Consider the following 14,738-nt stretch of genomic DNA (forward strand, 5'->3'; position numbering starts at 1 on the left):
TGGCACCCTCCGCTTATCCTCTATCCGCCGAATAGGTCAAGAGCTCTTATTTATTCGCCGCGAGCCATGCATCCAGCTGCTTTTGTTTTTCTGCGATAATTTTGTCAACGCCGGCAGCCTTTAATTCTTCTAAGTACTTAGGCAGCGTCTTCTCAGGATCCAAGGTACCCGATTCCAAAGCCAGAGCGAATTTCGCGTCAACGTTGCTTACCATCGTAATTTCATTCGCCACGCTTTCAGCATTGAAACGGAAACCTTTCGCCGGAGATTGGTGTGCGGAACTGTTATACTGTTGCAGATAGTCCCATTTATCCTCAGGCTCGCCTTTCCAGATATAGGCGATCGAAGCGTTAGGCGTTGCCCATGGCAGAGACATCCAGCCCGTATTCCCTCCGTCTACACCTTGCGGATAGTCGATTATGCCCTTCGCTTCATCCACCATCACGTAGTTACGATCTTTGACGCCATAGACAAGCAAGTTTGAAATATCCGCATTCGTGTGCACCAGATTCAAGAACTCGATCGCTTTTTCCGGATTTTCACTGCTGCTTGCAAGCGACCATCCCATTCCGGAAACATGCCCCGTAATCGAGAACGGCTTCGTCAGTTCAATGACGGTGAATGGTTTGCCTACTTGCTTTGCGATGTCATCGACGTTGCCCGGATTCAATCCGCTGAAGCCGCCCATCACTTTGCCGGCTTTGAGCAGGCTGATTCTGCTTTCGGAGTTGTTGGCTGCGTCCGGCATGACCAGACCGCTGGTCGACCACTTGTACATATGGTTGACGAAGTCTTTATAGCTGTCCGTTTCGATCATGTTAACCACTTTCGTGCTTTCTCCCAATCCGTCGATAACCCCTGAGCCCGTGCCTAGATTATCTTCCGTGCCCGGACGATAGACGTTCGTGAAATCAAGCCCAATCGGATACATCTCGGGATGCAATTTTTTCGCTTTCGTCATGATTGCCTCAAGCTGGTCATAGGTTTTCACTTCTTCAGGCTTGAAGCCAACTTCGTCGGCAATTTCTTTCAGCATAATATAGCCGTAATTCGTCGCTTTTTCTTTTGCGGTCGGGATTGCGTAGATTTCATTGTTAATTGATACTGCTCGACGATCGCCTTCGCTCAAGTTTTTCAGAATGTCTTGTCCATGGCCTTCAAGCAGTTTCGTCATCGGCAAAATTTGACCGCTGCTCGAGAGCGAGCTGATATCCAGGGCGAACGTAACGAACAGATCCATCTTTTCACCGGACGACAAAGACAGGTTAGCCTGTTGTTGGAACGACCCGAAACCGACTCTTGTGATGTTGACGTCCGCATTGATGAGCGGTTTCGTAATTTTACTGATTTCATCCTCTACGGCTTGAACGTCTTCCTCCTTGCCGTCGCCTACCATCAAGAGATCAACCGTGTATGGTTTCTCCGCGACCGCGTTTTGGGACGGCTTGGCGTTCTCGCCGCCTGAGGTGTTGTTGGTGCCGTTGTTGCTGCCGCAAGCAGTAAACAATGCAGTCGACAAAGCCAATACCGAAAGTAACGTGAACATCTTTTTCTGTTTCATTGCTGTAGACTCCCCTCGAAACCTTAGTATGTGATAAAGCTTGTATTCATCTTAAATAAAATACAGGTTCTCTCTCTACCGATCTTGTTACGTTTATTATCACTTTTAATCCTGTCCAGCACCGAAGCAATGGCCATTGTTGTAAATGTATCTTTTCGCTGTTCAATTTGTAACTTCAAAGCGAATACCCTCTCGCGCGCCAGCAAGCATGCGGAGGGTATTCCTTTGCTTTCCCTATTACCCGCGATCCTCGGCGGGCGTGACGTTATACGTCTTCTTGTACACCTGAGAGAAATGGGAGAAGTTCGCGTAACCGACCTTCATCGCGATAATGCTGATCGGCAGCTTGGTGGATTTGAGCATGGCTTGTGCCAGCTTCATCTTCTCCGTCACGATAAATTCCTTCAGAGACGTTCCCGTCTCAGATTTAAATAATCGGGACAAGTAGTTCGGATTCAAATAAACTTCCCTGGCAATATCCGTGCGCCGGATATCTTGATCGATATGATCGCGGATATACTGGATAATAAGATCGACTTGATTTTTCATTTCTTCTTCTGATCCGGGAAACAGCTTGAAAAACTTCGTCGTATAGGCAATCAATTCTTTCATATCGTCCACGTTCGAATAAGAGTTTAACCATTTCTCGAGACGGTGCTCGTCTTGGAAAATGCGATCAAGCGGAATATCTCTCGTCTCCGCGGTCGTATATAGCATCTGCATAAACTGCTGATAGAACCTCTTTAGAAATTCAGCGTCGATTTTTCCGTCGATCGCCAGTTGATTCAATAAAGCACAGGCTTGGTCGTGAACGACTTCCGTATCGCCTTGCTCAAGCAATTTGCTCCACATTCTCACGTTCGGAATCGAATAGGAAACGGTCTGTTGTTCGATTCGATCCTTCAAATGAAACACTTTGCTCGCGAGTGACACATTGTTCTGCATCATCTCGAGCAGCTGTCCTGCCTGCTCGGGCGCTTCCGAAACGACGATTCTGTCGCCGGTATAACAGGCGATGTCGCAGCCGTAATAAGCATGGTAGACCTCGATCAATTTATTCAACTGCCGCAAAACGCCCTCTTGATCGATCAGCTGCCGCTCGGGGGAATACACGAGCAACAACAATTTTCCGTCTTCGATTTGGGCGACCAGCACCTGCTGGCCGTATCGCGCGAACAGCTCCGTTACGATATTGCCGATCGTAAATTTCAACATCCCATTGCGCCAGGATTCCATCGTCTCCTTCAAACGAAAGACATTCAACGTCACGAGGTAGACTTGATCTTGCGGATCCAGCGAAACCTGAATTTGGCTAAGTTCCTTGATGAAGCTTGCCGAATCTTTACTTTTGCGGAATATCCAATCCTTAAAAATATTATCCAGCAGGATCTCTTTGTTTTGCTGAAACATCTTACCGTAAGCGTAATACTTTTTCGTTTCGTTCTTCTGAATGATCTTTTGAATGGCGTTTCGGATCGTGCTTTCGATCGTTTCATACCTCGCGGGTTGGAGAATATAATCGAATCCCCCCAGCTGCATCGCCGTCTTCGCGTATGTAAAATCGGCGTGCGCCGTTAAAAAAATGCATTCGATGTCGATCTTCCGATCCCGTGTCCACTGGTATAAACTTAGCCCGGTTTCAGCCGGCATTTCAATATCGCACAGCATGATATCGATGGGGCGGCTGCTTAGAATTTCTCGCGCTTCGAAAGCATTATAAGCTTTCAGCACGTCCTTTACGCCGATTTTCGCCCAGTCGATTCCGAAGAACAAGCCATCTACCACTTGCGTCTGATCGTCTACGATGAGTACGTTCACCTGGAAACTCTCCCTTTCTCTTCATCCGAATGATACGGAATAAATATATCGATGCAAGCACCGCCTGAAGTGCTGAATAAAAACGTGCACTTATTCTGATAAATCACATTGCATCTTCGGATCACGTTCAATATGCCGACATGGTCCTTCGAAGAAGACGGATTCGGATCATTCAACAGGACAAGCATCTCATCAGAGAATCCGGCTCCGTTATCCATGACCGTAATGTTAACGAATTTATCTTCATTCGTTTCAAGCAGAGCGGCTTTGATCGAAATGATTAACGGGCCATGGATGGAAACGGCATGTTTAATGGCATTCTCTACAAACGTCAATATCGAAATCGGCGGAATCCGAAAATCCTTTAACCGGCCGTCTACGTTCGTTTTGCAAATCAATTTACGAGAAGCGCTCATCTGCTGTAATTGCATATAGTTCTCTACGCTTACGATTTCATCCGCGAGCGGGACCAAGGAAGAGTTCTCTTGGAACATATATCTTAAATGCCGCGACAGTAAGAGGATCATTTCCTGTATTTGATCGTATTTCTTCTGTTCCGCGATCCCGAACAAGTTTTTAAGCACATTCAAGTAGAAATGCGGTTTAATCTGAATTTGCAAAAATTGCAGCTCCGCCTGCTGCTTCTTCATCTCTTTCTCATAGCTTTCGATTTTCAAATCTTTGATTTCCGTCATCATTTCATTGAAGGTACTGCTCATTTGCCTAAATTCGTTGACGCCGGAGCTTGTACTCATGGTCGCATTCACATGCCCGTTCTTGATTTGTTTCATCGTGGCCATCATTCTCTTCAGCGGTTTAAAGTAAGAACGCTCCAATAACAGGAACGAAATAAACATCAGCAATAAGATGAACACGGAGCCGACCAAGAAAGCGATTTGGACCGTGTCCAGATTGAACAGGAAACCTCGATACGGCATGATATAAATATAATTTAATTTGGCAGAAGCCGAGTAGTTCTGCACAATAAAATACTTTTGGGGACTGCCGGAAATATAATGGGTTTCATTATGCTTTCGAATTGCTATTCCCTTGTCCTGAATCGTAGCGATGGAAGTCAGCGGCACACCCTCTTGTGTGGCGAAGGCGAAGAAACTGCCTCCTTGCTTTTGACTGAAATGCTGCGGCATGATCATGTCATTGAAATCGATCATACAAACCGTAAATGTATCCCGGGATCCTAATATACGGAACAAATAATAGCTGCCGTTGATTTCTTGCGGGAACCACCCCCGCGACCGATAGTTTTCTTTCGTTTGAAGGACGGCTTTCAAAAAACTTTCGGTACCCTCTCGTACGTCATGGGAATAGTTATGACGATACGTTTTATAAAAGAGGTTATTCGGCTTGGAATAAACGAACATGCCCCCGATAATTTCATTCGTCTGAAAATAGCCCTGGTATTTCTTCATCATGTCTTGCGCATAAAATTGCAAATCTATCGGATCCTGTTTAAACATTAATTTCATAAAACTGGTGTCGCTCGATACTAAATTCGACATATAGGTATCCGCATTGCTTAGATTTTTTTCGAACGCGTTCTGATACAGCATAATGGAATTCCGATTCGTTTGTTCAATTTTGTTATTTAATACGTTGACTACATAAATATTGTAAATGATTAGCAGCAGTACAAGCGGGATAACAAAAATCATCATGATAAACACAACTTGCTTCTTCGAAGACAAACTCCATTTCACAGCCAACATCATCTCACCGTCTTATCTCCATTATGTCCCACAACTACAGCAAGTCTGATTATAGCATCTTATCAAAAACGACCTCTCAAAACTACGTGCGATTCCGCCTCGAACTAACTAGGCCATTCTCCCTAGCGATATGATCCCATGTTCCCTTGTCACCCGTCATTATACAAAATTATCCTTTAATAATAGAAATATAGCCCTATCCTAAATTTACTAATAATCTTATTCTGAAATAGATACATAAACCATATTGGGAGGTTCATTTACAATGAAAAAGAGACTTCTGGTCCCAGCGCTTAGCGTAGTACTTGCGTCGACAACTGTCTTAAGTTCAGCTGGTGCGGCAACAAAATCCGACACCATCGTGATCAGACATACGCAATTGGGCGAGGCGAAACAACAACGTTTCAATATCCTTAAAGATGTCTTGAACAGGGTTTCAAAAGAAGTTCCCGGAGTAAAATACAAACTGGACGGCGTAGATTCGGACGTCAACCGCAAAGAGAAATTACGTTCTGAAATGGTCGTTAACAAAGCGCCTGCAATCTTCGATCTGTTCGGCGGAGCTGATACGCAGCTTTACGTTGAAGCAAACAGACTGCTGGATCTAACACCGATTCTGAAAGAGCTCGGCTTGTCTAATAAGTTTATTTCCTTGGATGAATTTAAAGTGAACGGCAAAATATACGGTCTGCCAATCGGCGGCTACCAAGAAGGTTATTTCTACAATAAAGAGTACTTTAAAGCCAAAGGTCTGAAAACTCCTAAAACATTGGCAGAACTTGAGACATTGGCTGCAACGATTAAAAAAGACGGCAAAACGCCTTTCGCGCAAGCATCCAAAGCCGCATGGGTACCGTTAATGACAGCCAACACCCTGTGGGCCCGTTATGCAGGTCCGGATATTACGAATGGCTTCACAACCGGTAAAACGAAATGGAACAGCGCTCCAATGGTAGCAGCCTTTACGAAGTACCAAGATTGGGTGAAAAAAGGCTACTTTAAACAAGGCGAACTCGGTTTGGATTATGCCGAACAACGCAACCAACTCATTCGTGGCGAGGCTATTATGATGTATGACGGTTCGTGGGCTTCCAGCGTATTCGCGGATCCTAAACAAGCCGGAGATTTGACTAACAAAGTGGGCTACTTCCCATTGCCGTCGGTAGCCGGTGGAAAAGGCAGCCAAACAGCCGTTAACGGTGGTTTCTCCAACGGTTACGGTTTCTCCGCCAAAGTTAAAAACGACAAAAAGCAATTAGCGTTTGTTAAATCGTTTATCAAGAACATGTACAACGATGAAATGCAAATTCGCGGGCTTGAAGCAGACGGCGTCCTGCCTTCCATGAAAGTAAACAGCACGAAATTGGCTAAAGCCAAAGCCTCCAACCTCGTAAAAGAAATTATCGAAGTAGGCAACAAAGCAAGCGGCGCTTTCCCGGCATTCGATTCCTTGGTTCAGCCTGATGTCAATACGGCGCTCAGCGAAGGCATTCAAAAACTAATCGGACTCAAAATTACGCCTAAAGCCATGCTGGACGCCGTGCAAAAAGCTCAGAATGCAGCAAACAACGACGATTTCTAAATGATATAAGCAAGGAAAGTACCACCCGCCTCAGAGTGGGTGGTACTTTTTTCATAAGAACGATTCATGCAGCCAATGTCTGATTATCGCGGAGGAAACGATGAATAAAACATTAAGAAACCCTTGGACCTATGTCCTGTTTTTACTGCCTCTCCTTCTACTCTATCTCTTATTCTTCATTTATCCGATGATTTCTGCTTTCACTACGGGCTTCATGAAATGGAACGGTCTTACCGAAGCCAAATTTAATGGACTGACAAACTTTAAGCATGCGTTTGGGGACGTTTTATTCTGGGACTCCGTTCTCAATAACGGGAAATTCATTCTGTTCTCGGTTTTCGTGCAGGTGCCTCTCATTATCTTCTTCTCGCTGTTAATCAGTAATGTAAAGAAACTCAAGGGTTTATATAAAACGGCCGTATTCGTCCCTTCCGTCATGTCCACTGCGGTAATCGGAATCTTGTGGAGTTTCATCTACGAACCGGACATCGGCTTGTTCAATCAAATTTTGACTAAAATCGGATTACAGCCTGTCATGTGGTTATCCGACACCAGTTGGGCTATGTTTTCGATCTTGATAACCAACGCGTGGCAGTGGACGGGATTCTACGTCGTGATGGTCCTTGCTGCAATATTGTCCATTCCAAGAGAAATAGATGAAGCTGCAATTGTCGACGGAGCCAGCGCTTGGACCCGCGCAACCCGAATTACGGTGCCGCTTATTATGCCTATCATTTCCGTTGTGATTATGCTTTCCATCTCGGGTGCGATGAAAGCGGCCGATATTATCATTGTAATGACCGATGGCGGCCCGGGCGGAGTAACGGATGTCATGGCAACCTATCTCATAAAATACGGAATCACGAACGCGAAATACGGATATGGCAACTCCATCGGGGTGTTGATTTTCATTTTCTCTCTCATTCTTACAGCATTGTACCAATTTTTAGTTGCCAGAAGAGTCGAAAGGGTCGAATACTAATGACGATAACACTAAGATCAGTGAAGAAAAGTATCCCGCATATTATTTTATTAGGTTATTTAGTCGTGACCCTTTATCCGTTTCTATTCGTTCTCTTCTCGTCCATAAAGTCGGATAATCAAGCGATTGCAAGCAATCCGTTCGGCTTCCCTTCCTCGTTTCATTTTGAAAATTACTATGAAGCCTGGGTGAATGCGAAAATCAGCGTTTACTTCCTTAATAGTTTGTATATCGCCACGCTGTGTTCCATCGCGACGATTATCTTCTCCTCTATGGGAGCTTTTGCGATTACACGGATGCGATATAAGAAAATGAGCAAAGGATTATACCAATTCATACTGATCGGCCTGCTCATTCCGAGCGGCGCGTTACTTCTGCCAATTTTCATCTTATTGAATAAGTTGGTGATCTTCGGTCAACCTGTGTTGGGTACCCACATGGCACTCATTCTCCCCTACACCGCCGGGGCGATCCCATTTACGGTTATCATCTTGTCGGCGTTTATGAAATCGATCCCGAGTGAAATCGAAGAAGCCTCTGTCGTGGATGGATTGAGTGCGAAAGGAATTTTCGCTAAAATCATTATGCCGATCACAGTTCCGGCGTTGGTAACCGTCTTTATCATCAACTTCATCGGAAACTGGAACGAGTTTCTAATGGCGAACTTCTTCATCTCCACCGATGAATTGCGAACGCTGCCGGTCGGGATGGTCGGTTTCCGCGATATCTATAACACGAATTACGCTCAAATGTCGGCGGGAATCGTATACAGCATCGTGCCGGTCATGATTATTTACGCCGTCCTTCAGAAGCAAATTATTGAAGGTTTAACCGCCGGCGGCGTTAAAGGCTGATTGATCCCGATAGACAAGAATGCTCCTATAGAAGAAGCCCTGCAGCCTGTTAGGCTGCAGGGCTTCTTTTTTTTAATGTATGGCCCCTTTTCGATCCGTCACTTGTGGGAAGTCCGAGCCCTGCGGCTAGCGAAGTAATCGCGCACCAACTCGGGCATGACTTTAAACGGTGTCTCGTAATGGTGCAGATTGATCAGATCCTCGCTCACGTCATCGTTGAACGTGACATGGATGACGCCTGCTTCGACCGACGACAGCCAAGATAGTTCCACCCACTCCTCGTGCTCCATCGGCTTTGACAGCCAAAGATGCGGGCCGCCGTAAGGACGCGTATACCCGTCTATCGTATTGTCCGCGCTGAACGCTTCCGTCTGCGGCTCAACCGCGAGCCGAAGTCCCCGCGGAAAATATTGCCCACCGCCAGCAGCGCGAGGATGATGAAGGTCGGGGTCAAATTCGGGACGGTTACTTTCATAATGCGCTGGAAGACGTTCGCGCCGTCCATCTCTGCCGCTTCGTACATCTCCGTATCGATGCTCGTAATGGCGGCCAAGTACATCACTGTGCCGTAGCCGAGCAGCTTCCACGTATGGAAGAATACGAGGATATAGGGCCAATAAGCCGGCGTATTGTAGATGTCGATGCGTTCCATTCCAAGCGAAGCCAGTACGTTGTTGATTGCACCGACATCATAACTGAAGAAATTGTATGCGATCGAGCCGACTACGACCCACGAAATGAAATACGGAAGGAACAGCGCCGATTGAATGATTTTGCGGAACCATTTGCCCCCGACTTCGAACAGCAGGACGGCTGCCGCGATCTGCAGCAGGTTCCCAAGCACCAAGAAACCGATGTTGTATAACGCCGTATTCCGCGTGACGCGCCAAGCATCGCCGGATTGGAAGAAGAATTTAAAATTGTCGAGCCCCACCCAAGGGCTTCCGAACACGCCGCCCGTGTATTTGAACTGCTTGAATGCGATCACAATCCCGGCCATCGGAACGTATGAAAATAGCAAGACCAACAACACGGCCGGCGAGATCATGATCAACATCGTTCGATACTTCACGACGTCGCGCCAGAAGGTATGCCGTTTCTCTGTCATCATGCCTCTACTCCTTTCTTATCTACTGGACTCATTATAAGAAAGAGACAGGATTCGACATAAGTAAGCGGGGCAACTATAACTAAAAGAATTCAACGATGAACTTCATTTTTATTCTTTTTCCGATATTCTCCCGGCCCCCCTGATGTCTCCTTTAGCTTTGATTGCCGGGATAACTCGTATCTTCACGCAGATCGGATCCTTCCGTCTGAATGGGAAGCAGCAGCCGGACGGTCGTACACGCTGGCAATTTGCACGCCGTATTCGGGACCGTACCGAAGCTTGATCCGTTCCTCCACGTTCTTCAGCCCATAAGTGTTCGACTCCGCGGCGCCGCAAAGCAACCGGTCGACTTTATCCGGACGCATGCCGATGCCGGTGTCGATAATTTTCAGTTCCAAATCATTCCCGACCCTCTTGGCCGTCAGACGTATCGCGATCGTCTCTCCAAACCAAGCATGTTTGAATATGTTCTCGACGAACGGCTGCATGAGCAGTTTAATGATTTTCACATCTTTAACCGCAGGATCCATGTCCACGTATACCTGAAAGGCGTCGGCATATTTGACTCTCTGAATATCGAGGTAAGCCGACACTTGCTCCAGTTCATTTTCGAGCGGAATGATCACTTGGCCGTTATTGAGCGTTAACCGGTAAAATCTCGACAGCAGCTTCACGGTTTCGGTGACTTCCTTCTTCTTGCCGAGATTATTCAGGCTGCTGATCGTCGACAGCGTATTGTACAGAAAATGCGGATTTATTTGGGCTTGCAGCGCTTCAAGTTCCGCCTGCTTCCTATGAATGCCTTGCAAGTACACATCTTGAATCAACGTCTGGATGCTGGCCGCCATGCTGTTGAACGAATGGGCGATCAGCCCGAATTCGTCATTGCCGTTCGCTTCGAGCCTGCGATCCAGCTTGCCGTCCTGAAAAGCGCGGATGAGCGAGACGATTCGCTTCATCCCTCGACCCGACAAGGCCGCCACGGCGAATCCGATGCCCGCCATGACGGCGAAGCTTGCTGCGCAGATCAAACCGAGCGTCCGCTGAAGCTTCTTCGCATCCTTGCTCAAGTACTCGCGAGGCACTTGCACCTCGATGGAGAACGGCGTCTCCGCCGCCTCCTCGCGCAAGTTCAAGTAGGCCTTTCCGGCCGCTTGGGGCAACGCGGAATCGCGTTCGTACATCGCCTTGCCGGTGGCGCGGTCAATGACGCGGATGCCCATGCCCTGCTCTTTCGGATATTTGGTCAGATTGCCGATCAGGCTGTCAATGTTGACGGTAATTCGGATATAGCCGATCGCAGTTCGATAATCCCCGAATGAGACAAGCTTGCGAAAAATCGATAGGTTGCCCAGCTCTTTGTCCGAATCGGCTTGTATCCAGATGTTCTTATCCGTAGCGGAAGCCTGCAGCTGCTGAAACCACTGGCGATTCTTCAGGACGTCATACGATTGCACCAAGAATTCGCTTTTCGTGATCGGACTTGCGGCATTCGATCTGCCCGCTTCCCCGATTAGGGGGTTAACGGCGTACAGCGTCAGGCGGATGGGACTTCCGAACAGATTAAGCGGCGCTTGCAGCTCCGGAAAAATATCGTCGATCATCGTGTAATACATGCTTAGCCGGTCTCCCTGACGCTGCAAAGCTCGCTGAAACGCCAAATTGCCGAATAATTGATCGGAAATGCGCCGAATTTCGGTCATCCGGTAATCGACGTTATTCCTGGTCTGCTCGAGTGCCGCCCGGATCCCGGTCTCGGCCACCTCCGTACGCGACTTGACGAGCATCCCGTACGATACGTAGCCGATCGCGAAGTCCGTGACGAGCACGAGCAAGAGGTAGGAAATCATCATTTTGTACGTGAACGGCAAATAATTGCGAATGGAAAATAAACGCGCCATTGGGACACCCTGTTTCGAAAGTGGTTGCCCGGATTCCGTTGAACCAGCGGAATTACCGGGGAAAAAAGAGAAAATACCGGAGACGCCTTTAAGAGGCCATCCCCGGCACGCTATGCTTGCTTCGCAAGCAAGTTAAAGGAATTACGTACGGTCAGGCTCTAATGCGGATTCAAGCAGCGACGAACAGCACGGCTATCAAGATTGACGGCAGCTGCCCTCATGCTGTCAAGCCTCTTGCATTTATCATGGGGCATACGCATCTTTCCTAATCATCGGACATAAGCAAAACCGGATTGAATCTAGGCTCGTAGTAGAAATCTAACTTGCAAGATTCGATTTACACGTTCAGTGTAGAACAAGAGCGCTTGCGTTGAACACGCATCATGGCAACGAAATCTAAAACTAATCAACGCCCAGAAAATGATTGCCAAAGCTGAGCCCATGAAATATACTTGTGGAAAATTATGTATTGGCGTGAAGCACATGCCGCTTTGATCAGGATCTCTTGGGATTCCGGATCAAGGCGGCATTTTCATTTTCCGGATCGAAAGAAGGGGATGCCGATGAGTGCTTTTGAGACAAAGATGAACCAATGGCTGCACGATCAACTCGCGGTGGAGAAAAATCCGAGAAGACGCGAAATCCTACAACAGGAGATTGGGCACGGCACGAAAGAGTTTTTGAGAACGATATGGTATCCGGCCGTAGGGAACTTTAATCATTTGTATGCGGAATGGGAAGTTCGGGATTATGGCAACCGATATCGTTATCTGGATCTTGCCTATATGCCCGGCGGGGCCAAAGGCTGTATCGAAATCCATGGTTACCGGTCTCATGCCAGAGATATCGAATCATGGCGATTCAGGGATTTATGCAAGAAACAAGCATACCTCGTATTGGGAGATTGGCTGTTCCTGCCTGTAGCGTACTTATCGATCGAGGAAGAACCGGAGGTTATCAAGCAGATGGCTTTGTCTTTTGTCGGTAAGTTTGTGTCTAGTCCAACCCATCATTCGCTCAGTTGGATTGAAGCAGAGACTTTGCGGTTTGCGCGCGGAGTCATTCGGCCGTTTCGCTCAGATGAACTTTCGTTGCACCTGAATCGATCCACTAGACAGACGAGACGTATATTAGACAAGCTCGTAGCAATGAACGTATTCACTGTTCAGAATGGACAACAGCGTTATCGAACCTACCAAGCGGTCGATTTTGACCGTTAGAACAAAAACAAGGTACTTTCGCGGTATTTACGGACACCGATGACCATTAGAACGAATACTTCACGATTTTCTCTGACAATTCCCTTGCTAATGGACATTAATGACCATTAGCAAGCTAGAATACCAAAAAATCGTCGCTAACGGTCACTATTGTCCGAATCAGAAGCCTATACGACGCAGACTACCTTAGTTAGCGGTAGATTCCGACGTCGCTGTGCTCCTCCACTTCGTTCCGACCGCGCGGGCTGTACCCTTAAGCGCTTCGCCCCAATTGAGGCTGCCCAGCTTAGCGGTAGATTTCGCCGGCGCTGTGCTTCTCCACTGCATTCCGACCGCGCGGACTGCACCCAAGCGGTTCGCCCCCCGATTGGGGCTACCAGCTTAGCGATAGATTCCGCCGGCGCTGTGCTCCTCCGCTGCATTCCAACCGCGAGGACTGCCCCAAACGGTCCAATTGGTGCTCCCCCGTCGCCGTTGTGCTGCCCATACGAAAAACAGCCATCCCGAAGGATGGCTGTTCAATCTTGTATGGAGCCTAGGGGGATCGAACCCCTGACCTCATCGCTGCCAGCGATGCGCTCTCCCAGCTGAGCTAAGGCCCCGTAATAAATCAGTGACAAACGTTATCTTAACACGAGCTTGAATGCGCTGTCAACGCATTTTCAATGCTTAAATCAGAACGGAGCAAACCTGCGTTTGTTCCGCCCTGTTTTCAATCTAACAATCCGAGCTCCGGTTACCCAAAACTCCTCATTATTACTTCACTTATTGCTCTCCGCAATGATATACTCAACCAGCTCATCAAGCGGAACCGTTGCCAAACCAATAGCCGTGTCCGTGCAGCCATAGTATATATAAAGCAGGCCATCCTTCACAACATTTGCCGTTGGAAATACAACGTTTGGAATAAATAGGCCGAATTTCTCGTAATACTCTTCCGGCTCCATAATAAAGCCCGGCGCACGGGCGACCACTTTCTCCGGATGCTCCAGATCAAGCAGCATCGCGCCGACACGATAGATATGATCCGGACCTACGCCATGATAGAGCGTCAACCAGCCTTTATCGGTCTTAATCGGCGGCGTGGAGCCTCCGATCTTCTTAAACTCCCATTCCTGCTCTGCTTTCGCAATTAAGATCGGCTCTTCCCAATGCATCATATCCTCGGAATAGGAAATCCACATCGCCGGCTTCTCTGTGCCGTATTCTTCGCCAATGTACTCTTCCGGGCGGCGAAGGAGCGCGTATTTACCGCCGATTTTCTCAGGGAACAAAATATTATCGCGATCATTGATATCGAGCGGCGTTGTATCGCATAGGAACTCCCAGTTGATCAGGTCCTTGGAGGTTGCAATGGACGAACGCGTCAGCCAATCCTCCGGCTTGCCCCAGCCATTCGGATACTCCGGCTTGGAGTTGTTCGGAAGTCCGACGCCGGTCGGATAGTAGCTCATCGAGCAAGGACGCAGCGCATAGTTCATATAGAACGTGTCATCAAACTTCACGACCCGTGGATCTTGAATGCTGCCATAAGGGAAGCCGAACTGCTCCGGGTGAATAACCGGCGTATCTTGCACATGGCGGAAGTTGATGCCGTCGTCACTTTCGAGTAACCCCAAGAAGCATTGGAACGGATCCAGACTGCCCGCCGTCCGTTCAATCATATAAAATTTATCGCCTTCGATAATAACGGCCGGGTTAAATACCGTCGCTTTGCGCCAGTCATACAGACCGGGCGTGACGATTGGGTTTGCCGCGCAGCGCGTAATCTTCATCCTGGATCAACCTCTTTCATGATGAGCTGAATGCGAATTAGCTACTTCCATCATCCATTCGCAAATCTCACCCCACTATATCACGCCGAATACAGGGTGTGAACCGGATTCGGGCAAGTTCAAACCAAAACAAACCCTATTCAAACATTTTTCCCCCTATTGCACGCCCGATCACACCTGACTGCCATTCCGGCTGGCAGCAACACT

12 protein-coding genes and 1 tRNA gene are annotated in these 14,738 nt (G+C 47.7%); 4 read left to right on the forward strand and 9 right to left on the reverse strand.

All coding sequences use genetic code 11. From position 1 onward, the window contains the following. Positions 1-46: 46 nt before the first annotated feature. The 3 genes from I8J30_RS02665 to I8J30_RS02675 form a co-directional block, all read right to left on the reverse strand. Complete coding sequence (locus tag I8J30_RS02665; protein ID WP_210655144.1) at positions 47-1,561, reverse strand: ABC transporter substrate-binding protein; 1,515 nt, start codon at positions 1,559-1,561, stop codon at positions 47-49. A 237-nt stretch (positions 1,562-1,798) separates the two neighbouring features. Continuing rightward, positions 1,799-3,379 carry a helix-turn-helix domain-containing protein gene (locus I8J30_RS33865; RefSeq protein WP_210655146.1) on the reverse strand — a complete coding sequence of 527 codons (1,581 nt, stop codon included), beginning with the start codon at positions 3,377-3,379 and terminating at the stop codon, positions 1,799-1,801. Next, positions 3,376-5,109 carry a sensor histidine kinase gene (locus I8J30_RS02675; protein WP_210655148.1) on the reverse strand — a complete coding sequence of 578 codons (1,734 nt, stop codon included), beginning with the start codon at positions 5,107-5,109 and terminating at the stop codon, positions 3,376-3,378. The genes I8J30_RS33865 and I8J30_RS02675 overlap by 4 nt, the downstream gene beginning before the upstream one ends. Before the next feature lie 262 nt (positions 5,110-5,371). Between I8J30_RS02675 and I8J30_RS02680 the strand changes: the two genes are divergently transcribed. The 3 genes from I8J30_RS02680 (at position 5,372) to I8J30_RS02690 (ending at position 8,524) form a co-directional block, all read left to right on the forward strand. Beyond that, entirely contained in the window at positions 5,372-6,688 is a 1,317-nt protein-coding gene (locus I8J30_RS02680) for a type 2 periplasmic-binding domain-containing protein (RefSeq protein ID WP_210655150.1), read from the forward strand. Positions 6,689-6,788: 100 nt separating this feature from the next. Then, positions 6,789-7,670: a carbohydrate ABC transporter permease gene (locus tag I8J30_RS02685; protein ID WP_091214288.1), complete on the forward strand. Its 882-nt coding sequence runs from the start codon at positions 6,789-6,791 to the stop codon at positions 7,668-7,670. Continuing rightward, complete coding sequence (locus I8J30_RS02690; protein WP_210655153.1) at positions 7,670-8,524, forward strand: carbohydrate ABC transporter permease; 855 nt, start codon at positions 7,670-7,672, stop codon at positions 8,522-8,524. Before I8J30_RS02685 ends, I8J30_RS02690 begins: the two co-directional genes overlap by 1 nt. Before the next feature lie 98 nt (positions 8,525-8,622). Here I8J30_RS02690 and I8J30_RS02695 read toward each other — a convergent pair whose 3' ends face one another. The 3 genes from I8J30_RS02695 to I8J30_RS02705 all read right to left on the reverse strand — a co-directional run bounded on the left by I8J30_RS02695 (position 8,623) and on the right by I8J30_RS02705 (position 11,536). Next, on the reverse strand, positions 8,623-8,796 hold the full coding sequence (locus I8J30_RS02695) for a hypothetical protein (RefSeq protein WP_210655155.1): 174 nt from the start codon (positions 8,794-8,796) through the stop codon (positions 8,623-8,625). A gap of 68 nt (positions 8,797-8,864) precedes the next feature. After that, complete coding sequence (locus I8J30_RS02700; RefSeq protein WP_240547747.1) at positions 8,865-9,635, reverse strand: ABC transporter permease subunit; 771 nt, start codon at positions 9,633-9,635, stop codon at positions 8,865-8,867. A 182-nt stretch (positions 9,636-9,817) separates the two neighbouring features. Then, the gene (locus I8J30_RS02705) at positions 9,818-11,536 is read right to left on the reverse strand and encodes a sensor histidine kinase (RefSeq protein WP_240547748.1); all 1,719 of its coding nucleotides are present in this window, start codon (positions 11,534-11,536) and stop codon (positions 9,818-9,820) included. Positions 11,537-12,099: 563 nt separating this feature from the next. Between I8J30_RS02705 and I8J30_RS02710 the strand changes: the two genes are divergently transcribed. Next, a complete protein-coding gene (locus I8J30_RS02710; RefSeq protein WP_210655157.1) occupies positions 12,100-12,756 on the forward strand; it encodes a transcriptional regulator in 657 nt (218 codons plus the stop codon). Between the two features lie 186 nt (positions 12,757-12,942). Here I8J30_RS02710 and I8J30_RS02715 read toward each other — a convergent pair whose 3' ends face one another. The 3 genes from I8J30_RS02715 to I8J30_RS02725 all read right to left on the reverse strand — a co-directional run bounded on the left by I8J30_RS02715 (position 12,943) and on the right by I8J30_RS02725 (position 14,531). Further along, positions 12,943-13,107, reverse strand: coding sequence for a hypothetical protein (locus I8J30_RS02715; RefSeq protein ID WP_210655159.1), 165 nt, complete (start codon positions 13,105-13,107; stop codon positions 12,943-12,945). Positions 13,108-13,285: 178 nt separating this feature from the next. Further along, positions 13,286-13,358, reverse strand: a tRNA-Ala gene (locus tag I8J30_RS02720). A gap of 159 nt (positions 13,359-13,517) precedes the next feature. After that, a complete protein-coding gene (locus I8J30_RS02725) occupies positions 13,518-14,531 on the reverse strand; it encodes a glycoside hydrolase family 130 protein (RefSeq protein WP_210655161.1) in 1,014 nt (337 codons plus the stop codon). Between the last annotated feature and the right edge of the window lie 207 nt (positions 14,532-14,738).

Origin of the sequence: Paenibacillus lignilyticus (assembly GCF_017942085.1) — a bacterium.
In the GTDB taxonomy this organism is placed as follows: Bacteria; Bacillota; Bacilli; order Paenibacillales; family Paenibacillaceae; genus Paenibacillus_Z; species Paenibacillus_Z lignilyticus.